General features: G+C 42.5%; 19 protein-coding genes and 2 pseudogenes. 4 read left to right on the forward strand and 17 right to left on the reverse strand.

What is annotated here, in order from left to right; all coding sequences use genetic code 11:
• Nucleotides 1-2: 2 nt before the first annotated feature.
• The 7 genes from spoIIIAG to spoIIIAA all read right to left on the reverse strand — a co-directional run bounded on the left by spoIIIAG (nt 3) and on the right by spoIIIAA (nt 4,784).
• The gene (gene spoIIIAG, locus J7E32_RS10265; RefSeq protein WP_214906992.1) at nt 3-662 is read right to left on the reverse strand and encodes a stage III sporulation protein AG; all 660 of its coding nucleotides are present in this window, start codon (nt 660-662) and stop codon (nt 3-5) included.
• Complete coding sequence (gene spoIIIAF / locus J7E32_RS10270) at nt 652-1,281, reverse strand: stage III sporulation protein AF (protein WP_214906993.1); 630 nt, start codon at nt 1,279-1,281, stop codon at nt 652-654. The genes spoIIIAG and spoIIIAF overlap by 11 nt, the downstream gene beginning before the upstream one ends.
• Nucleotides 1,282-1,294: 13 nt before the next feature.
• On the reverse strand, nt 1,295-2,494 hold the full coding sequence (gene spoIIIAE / locus J7E32_RS10275) for a stage III sporulation protein AE (protein WP_214907121.1): 1,200 nt from the start codon (nt 2,492-2,494) through the stop codon (nt 1,295-1,297).
• Between the two features lie 220 nt (nt 2,495-2,714).
• On the reverse strand, nt 2,715-3,104 hold the full coding sequence (spoIIIAD, locus tag J7E32_RS10280; RefSeq protein ID WP_173401223.1) for a stage III sporulation protein AD: 390 nt from the start codon (nt 3,102-3,104) through the stop codon (nt 2,715-2,717).
• 14 nt (nt 3,105-3,118) lie between these two features.
• Complete coding sequence (gene spoIIIAC / locus J7E32_RS10285; RefSeq protein ID WP_009794945.1) at nt 3,119-3,325, reverse strand: stage III sporulation protein AC; 207 nt, start codon at nt 3,323-3,325, stop codon at nt 3,119-3,121.
• Nucleotides 3,326-3,344: 19 nt separating this feature from the next.
• Nucleotides 3,345-3,860: a stage III sporulation protein SpoIIIAB gene (gene spoIIIAB / locus J7E32_RS10290; RefSeq protein WP_214906994.1), complete on the reverse strand. Its 516-nt coding sequence runs from the start codon at nt 3,858-3,860 to the stop codon at nt 3,345-3,347.
• The gene (spoIIIAA, locus tag J7E32_RS10295; RefSeq protein ID WP_214907123.1) at nt 3,861-4,784 is read right to left on the reverse strand and encodes a stage III sporulation protein AA; all 924 of its coding nucleotides are present in this window, start codon (nt 4,782-4,784) and stop codon (nt 3,861-3,863) included.
• A 213-nt stretch (nt 4,785-4,997) separates the two neighbouring features.
• Here spoIIIAA and J7E32_RS10300 point away from each other — a divergent pair, with 213 nt between their 5' ends.
• The 3 genes from J7E32_RS10300 (at nt 4,998) to J7E32_RS10310 (ending at nt 6,445) form a co-directional block, all read left to right on the forward strand.
• Complete coding sequence (locus J7E32_RS10300; protein ID WP_214906995.1) at nt 4,998-5,150, forward strand: hypothetical protein; 153 nt, start codon at nt 4,998-5,000, stop codon at nt 5,148-5,150.
• A gap of 109 nt (nt 5,151-5,259) precedes the next feature.
• Nucleotides 5,260-5,925 carry an SIMPL domain-containing protein gene (locus J7E32_RS10305; RefSeq protein ID WP_214906996.1) on the forward strand — a complete coding sequence of 222 codons (666 nt, stop codon included), beginning with the start codon at nt 5,260-5,262 and terminating at the stop codon, nt 5,923-5,925.
• A 154-nt stretch (nt 5,926-6,079) separates the two neighbouring features.
• Complete coding sequence (locus J7E32_RS10310) at nt 6,080-6,445, forward strand: rhodanese-like domain-containing protein (RefSeq protein WP_214906997.1); 366 nt, start codon at nt 6,080-6,082, stop codon at nt 6,443-6,445.
• 120 nt (nt 6,446-6,565) lie between these two features.
• On the opposite strand, the gene efp is transcribed toward J7E32_RS10310, so the two are convergent.
• The 4 genes from efp to J7E32_RS10330 all read right to left on the reverse strand — a co-directional run bounded on the left by efp (nt 6,566) and on the right by J7E32_RS10330 (nt 9,250).
• Nucleotides 6,566-7,123 (reverse strand): elongation factor P, encoded by a 558-nt coding sequence (efp, locus tag J7E32_RS10315; RefSeq protein WP_214906998.1) that lies wholly within the window; start codon nt 7,121-7,123, stop codon nt 6,566-6,568.
• Nucleotides 7,124-7,144: 21 nt separating this feature from the next.
• Entirely contained in the window at nt 7,145-8,206 is a 1,062-nt protein-coding gene (locus J7E32_RS10320; RefSeq protein ID WP_214907000.1) for a M24 family metallopeptidase, read from the reverse strand.
• Between the two features lie 3 nt (nt 8,207-8,209).
• Nucleotides 8,210-8,656 (reverse strand): type II 3-dehydroquinate dehydratase, encoded by a 447-nt coding sequence (gene aroQ / locus J7E32_RS10325; protein ID WP_214907002.1) that lies wholly within the window; start codon nt 8,654-8,656, stop codon nt 8,210-8,212.
• A gap of 78 nt (nt 8,657-8,734) precedes the next feature.
• Nucleotides 8,735-9,250, reverse strand: a complete 516-nt coding sequence (locus J7E32_RS10330) for a YqhR family membrane protein (RefSeq protein ID WP_214907004.1) — start codon at nt 9,248-9,250, stop codon at nt 8,735-8,737.
• Nucleotides 9,251-9,544: 294 nt separating this feature from the next.
• Here J7E32_RS10330 and J7E32_RS10335 point away from each other — a divergent pair, with 294 nt between their 5' ends.
• The gene (locus J7E32_RS10335; protein WP_214907006.1) at nt 9,545-9,916 is read left to right on the forward strand and encodes an SA1362 family protein; all 372 of its coding nucleotides are present in this window, start codon (nt 9,545-9,547) and stop codon (nt 9,914-9,916) included.
• A gap of 24 nt (nt 9,917-9,940) precedes the next feature.
• Here the strand turns inward: J7E32_RS10335 and J7E32_RS10340 are convergent, their stop codons facing one another.
• The 6 genes and pseudogenes from J7E32_RS10340 to J7E32_RS10365 form a co-directional block, all read right to left on the reverse strand.
• Nucleotides 9,941-10,825 carry a patatin-like phospholipase family protein gene (locus J7E32_RS10340; protein WP_214907008.1) on the reverse strand — a complete coding sequence of 295 codons (885 nt, stop codon included), beginning with the start codon at nt 10,823-10,825 and terminating at the stop codon, nt 9,941-9,943.
• A 91-nt stretch (nt 10,826-10,916) separates the two neighbouring features.
• On the reverse strand, nt 10,917-11,942 hold the full coding sequence (gene splB, locus J7E32_RS10345) for a spore photoproduct lyase (RefSeq protein WP_214907011.1): 1,026 nt from the start codon (nt 11,940-11,942) through the stop codon (nt 10,917-10,919).
• A gap of 100 nt (nt 11,943-12,042) precedes the next feature.
• A pseudogene (locus J7E32_RS10350) lies at nt 12,043-13,161 on the reverse strand (vitamin B12-dependent ribonucleotide reductase); the annotation flags it as partial.
• 59 nt (nt 13,162-13,220) lie between these two features.
• A complete protein-coding gene (locus J7E32_RS10355; protein ID WP_214907014.1) occupies nt 13,221-14,156 on the reverse strand; it encodes a PDDEXK family nuclease in 936 nt (311 codons plus the stop codon).
• Nucleotides 14,157-14,347: 191 nt separating this feature from the next.
• Nucleotides 14,348-15,787, reverse strand: a pseudogene (locus tag J7E32_RS10360) (vitamin B12-dependent ribonucleotide reductase); the annotation flags it as partial.
• Nucleotides 15,788-16,141: 354 nt separating this feature from the next.
• Complete coding sequence (locus J7E32_RS10365) at nt 16,142-16,978, reverse strand: lipoate--protein ligase family protein (RefSeq protein WP_214907019.1); 837 nt, start codon at nt 16,976-16,978, stop codon at nt 16,142-16,144.
• Nucleotides 16,979-17,033: the final 55 nt, after the last annotated feature.

The raw sequence follows: 17,033 nt of genomic DNA on the forward strand, positions 1-17,033 counted from the left end.
TATTATTCCCCCTTAGATTTTTTAGGCATGACTGCCACACGATGGTTCGGTACATCCAAAGCCCTTGTGACGGCCTCGATAATCCATTTTTTCACTTGTATATTTTCGGCACCATTGGCTACAACGAGGACTCCTCTGATTTCCGGCTTCTTTGTCTCAAGAACGATTGGAACCTCTTTTTCACCGTTACGGATAATGACCAGCTGCTCATCCTGTGAAGCGTCCTGAACCTTGCGTTTGCCGCCTTCACGGTCGGTTTCATCCGTAGTCTGTGATTGGATCACCGTGTTCTTCTCCAGAACCTTTTTTTCAGTGGCATCTACGTTTACGAGGACTGTGACATCCCCGACGCCATTTATACCTTCGAGCATTTCTGTAAGCTGAGCTTCATAAGCCTCTTCATACTCGGAAATGATGTCATTTCCTGCCGATTTCTTTTGCCCGAATACCGCCGCATCCTCTTCAGTCTCTGTCTCCTTAGTGGCTGTAACTGCCATATCAGGCTTTTGATCTCCAAGGATATTGCCTATGAGCATGATTGCTGCCCCGAACAGGACGACAATCATTAAGTATTGGTATTTGCCAGATTTCTTTTCTGGCGGTCCTTCCTTGCCGCTCAATTGCTTCTTAAGCCAGCTTAGTGGACCCTTCTCATTGTCCATGCTCGTCACTCCCCCCTTCTATCATTATTTGAATAGACTTTTCAGGAACATTCCATTTCTCTGACAGAAGAGAAGATATTTGATCTGTATTCTGAGAGGTTTGTTTTGATGGAAGGGGTGCGTCCGTATCAATTTCTACTTCTCTTACTACTGCCACAGTCTCTCCCTCATCTTCGGCTTTTTTTACATGCACGATGACATACTTCAGGTTTTCAGGGAAAGGCCGCTGATCCTGATCATTTACTTCAAGTTCGATCTTAGCAATCTCCATTCCTTGCTGTTCCATCAACTCCTCCTCTGCGGCTGTTTGCAATTGGACAGCCATTGTTTCTAAAATATATGCATGCTGGGATGCTTGTATTTCTTTTTTCTGAAATTCTATTGAATTTTTTATATTTTCATCCTCCAAACTATTGAATTGGCCCATTGAAGCGATGGCTGATTCAAAGTCAGAAGTAAACAGTTTCATGACCGGAGACAGGATGATGGCGATTAAAATCAATCCGGTGACAATTTTCGTATATTTCTGGAAGCTGGAATTAGGCAGCAGCATGTCAAGGACAGTCGCCAGGAGAATGAAGATAATAATATTGGTAATCCACTCTTTAATAAAATCCATTTCTTCTCCCCCCTTACCTCACCATCATCGTTAGATTTCCAGCGGCAATAATGACCGTGATCGTCAGGAAAAACATCAATGAAACAATCCCCAGCGCTGCAAATACATAGATGATACTTTTGCTGATAATATCCAGACAGGTAATGACTGGCCCGCCTCCCAAAGGCTGCAGGATGGCGGCTGCGAATTTATAAATAAATGCGACCATCAGGATTTTTACTGCTGGAAAGGCAGCTATAATTAGCAAAATGGCCACACCCGCAAGACCGACTGTATTCTTAAGCAGCATCGAGGCGCTAATGACAGTGTCCGTCGCATCCGTGAACACTCTGCCAATTACTGGTACAAAGTTTCCGGTAATGAATTTGGCCGTCTTGACTGTCACCCCATCTGTCACTGCCGCAGACGCCCCCTGGACAGAAATGACTCCCAGGAATACGGTCAGTAAAATTCCCAGCAGTCCGACACTCCAGTTCCTGAGCATACTGGCCAGCTGTGTGACCTTGTAATGCTCCGACAGGACACTGACAATGCTTAAAAGTGTGGAGAGAAACAAAAGTGGCAGCACCACATACTGGATGAATAGCCCGCTCGTGTTCATCATGAAAAGGATAACTGGATGGAAAAAAGCTGCGGATATCAGGCCGCCAGAAGTTGCCATCAGGGCCAGGAGCAGCGGTATCAAAGCCAGGATGAATTGAATCATTGTACTTATCGTGTCATTTGTGTAATCTACTACAACATGGAAACTGTTGAGCGCAATTATGATGAGAACCATGAACACAATTGAATAGGCAACTTTGCTTATGGTGCTTTTTTCAAAGGAATTTTGCAGGGCTTGAAGAAACATGCTGAATACGGTGAGCAATATCAGCGATCCTAACAATTTCCCATTGACGATAAACTCATGGAATGCAAAGTTCAGTATGCCTTTGAACCATTCTTTCAGTGAAAACTTTTTTTCACCGCTGATGAAATCATATAGACTGCCTTTCTGGCTTTCTGGTAAATAGCCATCATATTTATTGATGATATCCTCCCAGAATGCTTTCAGTTCATCGATATTCAAGTCCTCAAGCTGGGCTCCGGCGATTTTATCCGGATTGATCAAAGAGCTGGTTTTCTCTTCATCTCCAGCAGCTTGTACACCCGGAGTGAGAAAAAATAACTGGATCAATACAATGCCAAGTATGAACTGCAAACGCTGCTTCAACTTTTTCACCTCTTTATGAAAGGCTCTTTTCTCAAATTTCGTTGCTATTTGACTACAAAACAGGATTTTATGACCATTTTTCTGGTAAAGTTGTCTTTTTTATGAGAAAAGAGCATGCAAACTTTATTCCGAACTGCAAAATGGCCTTATATTAGGTTAAAATCGGCTTTAGGATTTTAACAACAATCTTTACGAAAACAGCCTTATGAAAAGGCCTGGGTCAGCCCGGAATCAAGCGAATGATTGTTTCGATCATTACAGTGAGAATCGGAATAGCCATTGCCAGAATAAGAATCTTCCCGCCTAATTCTATTTTGGAAGCAATAGCTCCCTGGCCTGCATCTTTTGTGATTTGGGCCGCGAATTCGGCGATATAGGCGATTCCGATGATTTTCAGGATTGTTTCAACATAAACGAGATTTACTTTTGCATTCGCCGCCAGCTTCTGGATCATTGATATGATCTGGTAGATTTGGTCAACCAGAAAAAGGAAAATGGCCGAACCAGTGAACACAATCAGTAAGAAGGCAAAGTTTGGCTTTTGTTCCTTGACAATCAAGGCCAGGAAAGTCGCAATCAGTGCTACACCTGTTATTTGAAGGATCTCAATGGCAAAGCCCTCCCTTACCCTTGAAATAGGAAAACAGATTTAATTTTTTGAAAGAGGTCGTCGACAATCGAAGCGACCATGAAAAGGATGTAGATGAACCCAAACAAGGTTACCCACTGCGCATATTCCTTCTTTCCCACCTGATCGAGAATAGTGTGTAAAAATGCAACGACGATGCCTACACCTGCGATTTTAAAAATAATATCCACTTCAAGACCCATCTTGTCCTCCTCCTATACGCTATATCAGTAAGATGATTAATAGTAAGCCAGATAAAAAGCCGATACTTTTCACCATTTTTTCGTACTTCATTTGTTTTTCGCAGGCATCTGCTTCTTCTCTTTCCAGATGCGAGATCGTCAGCAGGATTTGTTTTTGCTGAGAATGCCGGTCATGCCTGCCGAGCGTCTCACCAAATTGCTTCATAATTTCAAACTCTCCCTGTTTGAAGGCTGTCAGTTTCCATACTTCTTTCAAGCTTTCTTCCCATGCGGCTTTCACCGTTGTATCTGATTCTGTCAGCTTTTTAGAAAAGGCTTCAAAAAACCAGGATAAAGGCTTAGACATCTGGGCAGCGAGTTTTCTTGAGGCATCATGCAGCGGTGTGTGACCATACATGATCTCTGCTTCCAAAGATTGCAATGCCGACTTCAGGAGCCGAAGCTGTCTTGGACGCTCGCTAAGATGCCTTGATGCCTCGAAACCTGTCCAAGTCGTGGCCAGGATAATTAAAATAGCGCCAATTATTTTTACCATTTATGTCACTCTCACTTTTTGGCGAATTTCTTTCCCGCTTGCTTCCCTGATCGAGGTAATTGTTCCCGGGCCAGAAATCCTTCCAAGCTCCACAAACCTATCAAAAATCCCCATCTCCAAAATTGGCTTCAAAGTTGGCCTTTTTTTTATATCCTCGAGTGAATCTCCATGTGTTGTCATGATTAATTTTATTCCCGCATTAACGGCTTCAAGAATTGCTTCTCCGTCTTCTTTGCGGCCAATCTCATCAACGACCAGAACATCGGGGCTCATTGAGCGGATCATCATCATCATCCCCTCGGCCTTGGGGCAAGAATCCAGGATATCAACTCTTGGTCCAAATGTAAGTTGAGGAACTCCTTTTACACACCCAGCTATTTCCGATCTTTCATCCACAATGCCAGCTTTTAGAGGAGGTAATTTTTTATCTGGAATTCCGCTGGAAATCATCCTTGCTATATCCCTGAGCAGCGTGGTTTTTCCTGTCTGTGGCGGCCCGATGATCATCGTATGTTTCCAGCCATTCTGGTAAATGTATGGAAGCAACGGCTCTGCGATCCCGATTTTTTCTCTTGCTATCCTCAGATTAAAGGAGGAGATATCCCTGATTGCTTTGACAAAGCCATTTTCAAGAATTACCTTTCCTGCAAGACCGACACGATGGCCTCCAGCAATAGTGATATAGCCACGCTTTAATTCTTCCTCCAAGGTATACATAGAAAAATGCCCTAGCTTGTTCAATAGCTGGACAGCATCCTCAGGCGGAATGATATACGGCAGGAATTGTGGCTTTCCTCTCACCGTTATTTCAAGCGGCCGGTTAATCCGTATCCGCACTTCTTCCATTCCATCTTTGTCATAAGGAGGCACTGCATCCAGCAATTCCGCAATTCGTTTCGGCAAAAAAGATAAGATATCGTCCATCATCGATCCTCCTGACATACGCTTACTTAATATGTATGCCTGCTTGGCCACTTTATGACCGGCAGATTCGCGAATGGTTGATAGAGAGATTTTATTGAATTTGATTAAATATGATGGTGAGCTATTTTTCAGAAAAGCTTTTTGCTGCATCGCGCAAAACGAAATAATATCTCTTTTAAACGAAAAGAATAGTATCGAAAGGAGTTGATCACTATGAATGAGGATCACAAGAAGTTCCAGAAAGTCCAGAGAGACGACCGTGCTTCCTATCTTGGGGGTGGCAGAAGTCCAAAGGAATCACCGATGACAGACCCTAAATATAACAACAAGAATGACACTGACAAATCACCTGGAGCTGGAGAGTAATACATTCAGTTCCTTTTATCCAGTCCATGCTTTTTTCTATGACCGTTATTTGTTTTTCAATAACAACATAGAAATAGGTAATAGAAAAAGTAGTGTGGAGGGATAATGGATGGGTAATGGATTGTATACAGGCTACCGTGGCAACAGTAACGGAAATGGAAAGAAGATCACTGTTAGTGGAGAAGGTTCTGTGTTCGCTGCGCCAAACAGGGGGACAGCAACGGTTGGCGTTCGGACAGAAAATCAAAACCTGCAAACTGCACAGGCTGAAAATGCCGAAAAATCTAATGGAATGTTAGCAGCCATACAAAAACTTGGGATTGCAAAGGATGATATTAAAACGGCCGATTTCCGGATCGATCCGATTTACACCTATGAGGACGGCAAGCAGTTCTTTCAGGGATATCGCGTCACACATCTGTACAGTATCACGATCAGAAACCTTGCACAGGCAGGCCTGATCATCGACACTGCTGTTGAAAATGGTGCAAACGAGATCATGAACATACAATTTTCAGTTGCAGAGCCTCAGGAATTGTACAATCGGGCACTTTCCATGGCAGTGGTCGATTCATACACCAAAGCCCAAACTGTAGCCAGGACAATCGGAATCCAAACTGCCATTTCCCCTCTCACGATTACCGAAGAAACACAGAAAGGTTCACCAGGCCCCTTCCTGGTTGCTTCATTAGATACAAGCAGCGGAAGCGGGACGCCGATTGAACCAGGACAACTGGAAATCAAAGCAACAGTTACAGGAACATATATTGGTTAATAACTCTGCAAAAGTCAGGCCTATTGCCTGGCTTTTTTGTGGTATGACAGTATAAGATGAACATGCAAAGCTCAGCTGACACAATTTGTCTATATCCACTTAAAAATTTTTAGGTTAAAATACCTCTATATGTATTTATCAAGGAGAGATGATCATGAAGAAATTAATTGCGGCATTTATGTTACTATTGTTGATTACCGGCTGTTCGAGCGGCGGTTCCTATACTGATGTTTCTGTCGATGAGGCAAAAGAATTGATAGATAGTGGAGATGTACAGGTTTTGGATGTACGTACACCTGAAGAACTCGCAGCAGGACATATTCCAGGTGCGAAATTAGTTCCATTGCAAGTCATTGAGAGCATGCTTTCCGAGCTGGATAAAGACCAAAAATATTTAGTCGTCTGCCGCAGCGGCAACCGCTCTACGGAGGCAAGCGGAATCCTGGTGAAAAATGGCTTCAAGAATATTTACAATATGACCGGCGGTATGAATGAGTGGAAGTTTGAGATTGAGCAATAAGAAAAGTGAATGCACCTTGGCAGCCGGGACAGGCGACGCAAATCAATCAGCATCTCGTTAAGAAGAGATGCTTTTTGCATATAAAAAAACCTGCTTTTCAGCAGGTTTTTAGATTATGAATTAAGCACGAGATACATAAGATGCATCAGTTGTGTTGATGATCAGTTTGTCGCCCTGGTTGATGAAGAAAGGAACCTGTACTGTAAGGCCAGTTTCCAATGTAGCAGACTTAGTACCGCCAGAAGAAGTGTCACCTTTGATACCAGGTTCTGTTTCTGTTACTTCAAGTTCAACAGAGTTTGGAAGCTCGACACCAAGAGTTTCGTGTCCAAATTGCATGATGTATACTTCCATGTTTTCCTTAAGGAATTTCAACTCATATTCAATAGAAGAACCTGGCAATTCAATTTGCTCGTAGGATTCATTATCCATGAATACGTGCTGGTCGCCGCTAGCATACAGGTATTGCATTTTGCGGTTTTCGATTTGTGCTTTCGCTACTTTCTCACCAGCGCGGAAAGTTTTTTCCTGGATCGCTCCTGTACGAAGGTTGCGAAGCTTTGAGCGAACAAAAGCCGCTCCTTTTCCTGGCTTTACGTGTTGGAAATCAAGGACACGCCAAATGCCATTGTCCACTTCGATTGTTAATCCGGTACGGAAATCGTTAACTGAAATCATTATTCGTCCTCCTAATGTGTCCTATAGTATGATGAGTTCCTTAGTAGAATGTGTCAGTGACTCATTATGGTCTTTCGTAATAACAGTATCATCCTCTATTCTTACTCCGCCAAGTCCAGCAATGTAGATTCCTGGCTCAACAGTCACAACCATGCCAGTTTCAAGGACGGTATCGGATCTGAAAGAAAGACCAGGTCCTTCATGTACTTCCAGTCCAATTCCATGGCCTGTAGAATGGCCAAAATACTCTCCGTATCCTTTTTCCGTGATAAAGTTGCGGGTAAGCGCATCAGCTTCCTTGCCCGTCATGCCCGGCTTGATGCCTGCCATTCCGCGGAGCTGAGCTTCAAGTACAATATCATAGATTTCCTTTAGCTTGTCTGAAGGGCTGCCTACTGCTAATGTACGGGTAATATCGGATACATATCCATTATAATATGCCCCATAATCCAGGGTTACAAAGTCTCCTGCCTCGATCACTTTGTCACTTGCTACTCCGTGTGGAAGTGCTGAACGGTAGCCGGAAGCTACAATGATATCGAATGAAGAGGATGTTGCTCCTTGTTTTCTCATGAAGAATTCCAGTTCATTTGATACTTCCAGCTCTGTTCTGCCCGGACGGATAAACTCAATTATATGTGTAAACGCAGCATCTGCGATGGCTGCTGCTTCCTTTAATATCTTAATCTCTGAATCGGTCTTAATCAAGCGTAACTTTTCGATTTCACCTGATACGGGCACTAATTCAGCTTCCACGACCTTATCGAAAGTTTTATAAGCTGAATATGTAACATGGTTTTCTTCGAAGCCGAGCTTTTTTATTCCAAGGTTTTTGGCTTGTGAAGCCACTTCATCCTGAATCAGTCCTTTATGCAGGACCACATCGTACCCTTCGCATTGTTTTGCAGCCTGCTCAGTGTACCTGAAATCCGTGATGAATAATGCTTTTTCTGCACTGATCAACACCATGCCGGCAGAACCAGTGAACCCTGTCATATATCTTCGATTGTAATCACTTGTGACCAGCATGCCATCGATTCCGAGCCTTTGAAAGCTCTCACGCAATTTTTGAATTTTTTCCATAACCTATTCCTCCCCTTTTGCTTCTCTTTTGAATGCTTCAAGCGCCAGTTCATAGCCAAGAAAGCCTAGACCAGCAATTTGCCCCTTTGATACTGGAGCAATCACCGATTTGTGCCTGAATTCCTCTCTTTGATAAACATTGGAAATATGTACTTCGATCACGGGACAGTTAATCCCTGCAATCGCATCCCTGATGGCGTAGCTATAATGCGTGAAGGCTCCTGGGTTAAAAATAATGCCATCCATACCAGTGTCTTCTGCCTCATGGAGTTTGTCTATCAGATCTCCTTCATGATTCGATTGGAAGCAAACAACCTCAATCTGGCTTTCCACTCCCAGCTGGACCATCCGTTTTTCCAAATCCTCCAAAGATCTGACACCGTATATTCCGGGTTCTCTTTTCCCCAAACGGTTTAAGTTTGGGCCATTGAGCATAAGTATTTTTTTCATGACAGGCTCCCGTAAAAAAAGAATGTTCAATAAGAACATTCTATCACAATTGATTTCGCTAAAACTACCATGAGACGCTCAGGAGGTAACTTCCTGCTGATTATTCTCACTGTTGCGATTTTCATTTTCTTCATATGATATGGAATAACCAACAAAAACACCGTAAAGAACATAAATGCAAATTGATGTGACCAACGTGTTCTTTGACAAGTCCCAGAACGGTTTAATACCGGGAAACAACGGATTGAGCACATAGAAAACAAGGAAAAACAGCGCCAGCCCGAATGCTGCACCAGCCCATAAGGACTTAAGCTTTCTCATTGCTGCATAATACACAAGAGCCGCGCCCGTTGAAAAAAGACCAATCACTACAATAGATATAACAGTACCAAGCCATTGCTCCTTCCATTCTCCAAGTGCCCATGGCTCGAGGATGACATTCGGACGGATTTCAGTAAAGTGAAAGATATAGGCTAAATAGGCAAGCGCACTCCAAAAAATCCCTCCAAACAACCCGGTGACGATGCTCATCGTGATGAAAGACATTGGTTTTTCCCTTTGATTCTGTTCAAGGTTTTCATGATTTTCTGCCATTAGTTGCACCTCCAACCTTAGTATGTCCCGGACAGACCAATCAATTGCACAACTGGAAAAATTGTTGCATAGGCTGTCCACTATATAGAGGTTTGTGCTAATTTTTAGTAAAATAAGAGTAACAGAACAAGTGGCTGCCATAATATGAAATGAGAATCTCTCGTTTAAAGCGCTTTTAAAAAGGAAAAAGTAGCAGGAGAAGAGTATAAAATCGGAGAATTTGTATAAAGTAATCGTTGGCAAGTTTAAAAGCTGGAAAAATTGCTCATGATGCTAGTAGGGAGGTGGCTTTCATTGAAGAATCGGGCTTCTACGTATATTGTTTCAGGACTGATCATTCTTGCAATCTTTGGTTTCGCCTTTAAGTTATTTACCGATCCATTAAGTATTCTAATTATGCTTGCAACAATCGCCCTGGTTGGTGCGTTAATTTATTTCCTTGTTACCCGCCTGACAATTTCGAGTTCGGGAAGACAGCAGCAACGTGCATTCCAAAAGGCTGCAAAGCGTTCCAAAAAGCGGTTTCAGACAAAAGACGCAAATACTTCCTCTAAACGGTCAAAAATAAAGTCGCTCGCATCCGCGCGCAACAAAAAGAAGGATGCGTCACATTTAACGGTCATAGAAGGTAAAAAGAGCAGAAAAAAAAATCGGGCTTCGTTTTAAGCTCGATTTTTTGTGTTTTATAAGCTAATAACACCAGGATTTAAAAAACTTCTCTGTGTTCATTTTACCAAGATCAATCAGTTCCTGTTTCTTTTCATCTGAAAGCTGAAATTCAGTTGTCAAATTGCCTTCTGTCGGAATGAAAATGATATTCTTTTCAAGCTTCCTGGAAATATATCGGGAGTCATGCGCATCTTTCATTGTTTCGAACAAAGCTTCGAACAAATTCAAGGCGTTCTTGATTTTGTTGGTAGGCTGCTGGATCAAATTTTGGCTCAGCTTGACTCCAAGTACCGGTCTGACTTTTTTCACGTTATCTTTATCAAATAACCACATTGGAAAATTGCTTAACACTCCACCATCCACAACGATATTTATGCCAACCCGGTCACGCAGCTTTACCGGCTCAAAGAAGAACGGAAGACTGCAGCTCATTCTGATTGCCTTTGCTACAGGAAAGGTTCTCGGATCAACACCGTATTTTGGCAAATCATCTGGGAGGATTAGCAGCCGGCCATTCGTAAGATCTGACGCGATAATCCTTAATGCATCCGGAGCAAGATCCCCAAAAGTGCGCAGCCCTCTGGCAGCCAATACATCCGCTATCCAGCACTCCAATTCATCACCTTTATAAAGTCCCAGCCGCCAGTATACAAAAAGCCACTTGGTCAACGCGGATGGGATGACCGTTTTTCTTGAATCGAGAAATTTCTTCAGGTCGAGTTCATCCAAAAGATTGGCCATCTCTGTGCTAGTGTAGCCAGCGGCGATCAGGCCAGCTATCAATGAACCCGCACTGGTTCCGGCAACCCTTTTAAAACGGAATCCCCGTTCTTCGATTGCGGCACAGGCACCCACCAATGCTAATCCTTTAATTCCTCCGCCGGAAAAAACGCCGTCAATATACATATGAGCCACTCCCGTCGATGTAATCCCATCTTTACATCTTTAAGCGCTCAATTTACAAAATAGTACGGCGTACAGGTTAAAAATTTCAGCTTTATGTGAAATATTGGATCTCGGCTTCTGGGAAAAAAGAATGGATATAACCCCGGATCGTTGACTCAAGGTCCTTTGCTTCATCATTCTGGTAGACGTACTTCCCTATCCCGTAACGTCCCCACTTATATTTTCGTTTCTCTTCATCCATTTGAAGCTTGGATTTAGGATATCGTTTTTGAATCACATTTTTTGCAGGCTTAGTGAAACGATGCTGGATAAGTTCAAAGCTAAGGCCAGTCAGATCGATTCCTTCAAGGGAATGGCTGAGTCTTTCAAATAATTCGTGATAGCCCTCTCTCCAGCCTTCATGTATATAAATTGGCGCAACGATGAACCCAAGCGGGTAACCTGCCTTTGCCACCTTTCTTGCTGCCTCCAATCTTTCATCAAAGGAAGAAGTTCCTGGTTCAAAGTTTTTGATCACATAACGGGCATTGACACTGAACCGGAATCTTGTTTTACCATTATGCTTTGCATCAAGCAGATGATCGACATGATGGTATTTGGTCACAAACCTTAATTGTCCATATTCCGACTCCCCGAAAAATTCGATTGTTTTCTTTAGAGCGTGGGTTAAATGGTCAATACCCACAATATCTGATGTACATGCTGCTTCAAATCTTGTGATTTCAGGTTTTCTTTCGTCCATGTATTTTTGCGCCTGATCGAAAATTTCATCAAGGTTTACGTATGTGCGGATATAAGGCTTGCTTCCAAGCGTCGTCTGCAGATAACAGTAATGACAATGGCCCATGCACCCGGTAGCAAGCGGGATCGCATATTCAGCAGAGGGTTTGGAGGTATCGAATTTCAATGTCTTTCTGATACCAACAACAAGAGTTGATTTCGCATTCCGGTATTGCTGTAGTTCATTCTCTCCAGGGATGCCGCGAACCTGGTTATGCGAAGTAGTCTCCCTGATTTCCAGTCCCATCTTTTCGAACTTTTCCTTTAGCTCCCGCCCAAGCGGGTATTCCAAAGCCCTTGGCTCAATGTATACAAGCTGTGGTACAAAAGCTTTCATTTCAATTTCCTCATTTCATTCCATATTGTCAATATGGTTAGTATGGGCAGAAATGAAAAAAGAGGATGGGAAAAATTTTTCCATCCTCTTAGGTACCATATTATAAACCGCATTTCAACTGTGCGTTACAGTTTGTACATGTGTTGCAGCCGCCGATTTCTTTTACTTCACCTTTGCGGCAGACTGGGCATGTGTTTCCGACTTCAGAGCCGATTGTTACGTTGGTTGAACGCAATTCATTGATCGTGTCGACAAGGACAACATGCTGCTTTTGTCTTTCTTTCTTGTCGATTTCCTCTTCCATCGTGTTTTCTTCCGCTTTAAGCGTCAATACTTGAGAATCGCGGGAGCCGTCTACATAAACGGTTCCGCCCTTCGCTCCGCCTTTATACAGGCGCTCATATACCTTTTCAACCTGCTCTACACTGTAACCCTTCGGCGCGTTGACCGTCTTGCTGATTGAGCTGTCAATCCAGCGCTGGATGACACATTGAACATCAGCATGTGCTTCAGGCGCCAATTCCATCGCGGAAACGAACCAGTTCGGCAGGTTCTCAGGATCAGCATCCGGATTGCGGTCCAGATATTCCTGAACGATATCAGCCTTCACTTCAATGAACTTGCCAAGACGGCCGCTTCGGAAGTAAGAGAAGCTGAAGTAAGGCTCAAGTCCAGTTGAAACGCCAACCATTGTTCCAGTTGATCCCGTGGGAGCCACAGTCAACAAGTGTGAGTTGCGAATTCCGTTTTCAAGAATCGACTCGCGAATATCCTCAGGCATTTTCTTCATGAAACCAGTGTTCGTGAATGCCTTACGAAGCCTGTTTGTTTCTTCTTCTGTACCGCCTTGAAGGAATGGGAAGCTTCCTTTTTCCTTGCCCAATTCCACAGATGCTCTGTAGGCAGAAGTCGCAATTGTTTCAAATACCTTATCGACAAGCTGGTTTCCTTCTTCAGAACCGTATTCTGTTTCACAGTAGATCAGAAGATCGTGAAGTCCCATTACACCAAGACCGACACGGCGTTCACCCAATGCTTGTCTCTTATTATCTTCTAGGAAGTAGGGAGTCGCATCGATGACATTGTCCTGCATGCGCACGCCAACTTCTACAGTACGCTTCAATTTTTCAAAGTTAACTGTTTTTGTTTCCTTGTCCGCCATTTCTGCAAGGTTCACAGCAGCGAGGTTGCAGACAGAATTTGGTGCGAGAGGCTGTTCCATTTTGTTACCCTAAAGGCTTTTTATCCCTTAGTTCTAACGGTTCGTTTCCCGTTAGTTCAGCATATCTTTTCATTACAAACACTTTTCATAAATAGCAGGAGCTCTTTTCTTCCTCGATCTTCTCCAAATACAGCTTTAGAAATAACTCTTAAATCCTTAACTCCAAATGAACTTTCAATTTGGTCAATCATGCTACTAATTGTAGTACTAACCTTATTTAAAGGAGTACTTAAAACTAAACTTGAATTGGCAATTGACCATTCGACAATGAATTGCTTAATTTCTCTATGAAGAACCTTTCTCTTGTTAACATATATATTAGTTGCATTTTGAATTGCACTTTTTCCAGCACATACTTTATTACAAAACTTCTTAGGGGAACTTACAAGGGTTATAAACTCGGAGTTACAAATCAAGCATCTTCTTTTTTCCCTCGGAGTTTTGATCTTGCCTTTTTGTGAAAGACCTGATTTTTTTAACCCGTCTAACATTCTTTGTTTTGCTGGACTATTAGAATTCCATAATTGTTTTGTATGCTCCCCGATTTTTCTCTTAGTAGCTGGAGAATGTTTTACATTAAAGTGCCCATTCAATGACCCTGATAACGATTTGTTAATAGTAGTATCTTTTGATTTAATCCAATTCGTTATAACAGAGTTTAAAGTGAAAGGTAGGTATTCATATAAGTTTAAAAGTTCTTCATAGGAAATCAATTCACCATCTATTCCATATAGAGTTTTTATTCTTTCTAAAGCCATCCTGGCGCATTTTTTAGCTTCTCTGTTCCGAGATTTTATTTCAACAATCTTTGACAAAGAGCCGTTTTGATCGAAGATGAAAAAATCAGGTTTATAAATCTTATATCCTATATCAAAGGTTTTAGCTTCGTAAGTCCAATTGACCTTATAATAGTCCAGATATACGGCGTATGCATACTCATAGGAACTTCTTAAATAGAAACCTTTATAGTAGCCTGCATAGCCTCTATTCATAAAAACCTCTCCATTATTTTTTGTGTTGTAATGTTGCGGCCTCGTGGATGGATTATATTCTGCTCAAGCAGGTTCACCATCTATGCGTTGCCCCTGACCTTGTTTTTAACCAAGGCCTTCGGTTCGGATTCCCATCTCAGGGTTCCCGCTTTATTCCGCAATTTTTAACGTGAGGCAAACTAAGCTACTCTACCACACGGATTTGTTGCTACAACTTTCTGTCCATATGCCTGTGCGTTTGTCATGTCATTGGCATTGTCGATGAAGAAAATGCCTGGTTCAGCTGAGTATGTCGCACAGATATTTATCAGGTTCCATAGTTCTTTTGCTTTGATTTTTCTATAAGTGCGCACTTTATATCCGAGCTTTTCCCACTCGCGGACGTCGCCGATCTTATGCCATTCTTCGTTATAAACCTTCATTGTCTCAGCATCATAGCTTTCGACATCTGGGAAGCGAAGTTCATAATCTGCATCGTTATCGACTGCGTCCATGAAATCCTTCGTCAATGTGACGGAAATGTTTGCACCTGTAAGGAATTCGGAGTTATGGACTGTATAGGTTCCGCCTGTTGCAAGCTTTTCTTCAGCCGCTTTAATGATATCTGCGCTGAATCCACCGTAACCCGGGATGCTCTTATAGTTCACGATTCCCTGGTACATTGCTTCTTCCTGCAAAGTCAGCGGTGTGAATTTTAATTTCTCTTTCGCCATTCTCTTGATTGATTCATCATTTGTGCTTTCAATCAGGAAGCGAAGGATTCTTGGGTTTTGCATTTTTGAAATTATGAATTCCACAATGTCAGGATGCCAGTCAGAAAGCATGATCATCTGTGCGCCGCGTCTTGACCCGCCCTGCTCTACTAAATGCGTCAGCTTGGCGATGTCATCAAGCCATGAAACCGAGCCGGAAGATTTTCCATTTACGCCCTTGGCTAGTGTGTTGCGCGGTCTTAATGTTGAACCGTTCGTTCCGACTCCGCCGCCGCGGCTCATGATTTCCATGACCTGCTTACGGTGCTCGGAAATTCCTTCGCGTGAATCTTTTACAAACGGCATTACATAACAGTTGAAGTAAGTCACGTCTGTTGCCGCGCCCGCTCCGTAGAGAACACGTCCTGCCGGGATGAAGTTCATTGATACAAGCTCTTGATAGAACTTCTCAAACCATTCCTGGCGCTTCTCTTCTGTTTTTTCCACAGCTGCCAGCCCTGTGGCGTTACGTTTTGCGATTTGCTCGTAGAATATTTCCAGCGGCTTTTCGATGACGTCCAGTGACTTTGTGATCACGCCGGTTGCTGCTTCTTCCGGGTCATCCAGCACACCGCGGAATTCTTCGTCTACAAGCACTTTGGCTTTTTTATTTTCCCAATCAATATCTTGTATGAATCCAAGTCCGCGTGCCGGAAATTTTGGATCCTCTTTGATGGTAAGGACGACGAAATCACCATTTGATAGAGTAATTTTTTCAGTGTCTTTAAAAGTATAGCGGTCCAGCATGACTAGTCGGGAGACGCCTTTGTGGGTAAGTTTCATGTCAGAGGTAATCGGGTGAACCTGCGGGAACAGCTTAATATCCTTGTTCAGACTTTCTACATCCAGGCTCATTTTTTGTCCAATAGTTACAGACATTTCTACAACTCCTTCTACGGTTTTAAATCTTTTCTCTAATGGATTACTAGAAGTATGTAATTCTAGCTGCATTTTTGAATTACCCTTACGTTATCATATCGAAACACCAAAAATCAATATATAGTGTATTTTTTATTTTCGACAACACTACATATGGTGTTAAGGTCAAAGGATGGTGTTTTTGTCAAACATGAAAACTATTAAAAAATAGAGATATAAAGAGAGAAAGATAGAATTTCTCCAGTAAATGATAAAAAACAACAAATTTCGAGGGTTGCACTTTTTTATAAATCCTCAGAGCCTAGAAAATACTGGATACAAACAAAAAAAGCGGAAAATCCGCTTTTAAATATTTTATCTTTTGAAATTCCACTCATCAGATTCGTACTTATTTTTGGCCAGTTCATTTACATAATCCAATTCTTCGTCACTTAAGGTGTATGGCTCCAAAATAATTCCCAAACCATCTTCAAAACCTTCCTTGAATGCTTTCTTCGCTTCTTCAAGATTAATGTTGCGGTTGCTGATCTCATTAATGGCAACAGCTTTTGTCTTAAAGGCCTTCTGCATTCTCTCCTTAACTCGGTCATTCGGATACTTGAATAAACTGAAAAGCTTATCCTCATCTAAATCAAGCAAAATAGAGCCATGCTGAAGGATAACCCCTTTTTGCCGGGTCTGTGCGCTGCCTGCCACTTTTCGTCCCTCAACAACAAGCTCATACCAGCTTGGAGCATCGAAACAAACTGCCGACCGCGGGTTTTTCAATGCTTCTTTTTCAGTAGAAGTTTTCGGTACAGCAAAATAAGCTTCCAGTCCTAACTTCTGGAACCCTTGTAAAATCCCTTCCGATATCACACGGTATGCTTCTGTTACTGTTTTCGGCATTTCTGGGTGTTCTTCAGATACGATCACGCTGTATGTAAGTTCATGTTCATGCAAAACGCCCCTGCCGCCAGTAGGTCTCCTTACAAAACCAAGACCGTGCTGCTTCACCGCTTCCATATCAATTTCTCTTTCAATCCTTTGGAAATAGCCAACGGATAGTGTCGCCGGGTTCCATCCATAAAAACGGACCACCGGAGGAATTTTCCCTGCACCATGCCAATCAAGCAAGGCCTCATCCAGCGCCATATTAAAAGAAGGTGAACAGTCTCCTGAATCAATAAATCCCCATACCTCATTATTCATAAAATTTTTACCCCATTTAAAATAGTTTAAAGCTAAGATTTTTTTAGTCTAACAA

The sequence above is a fragment of the Bacillus sp. ISL-55 genome (assembly GCF_018613155.1).
GTDB lineage: Bacteria > Bacillota > Bacilli > Bacillales > Cytobacillaceae > Mesobacillus.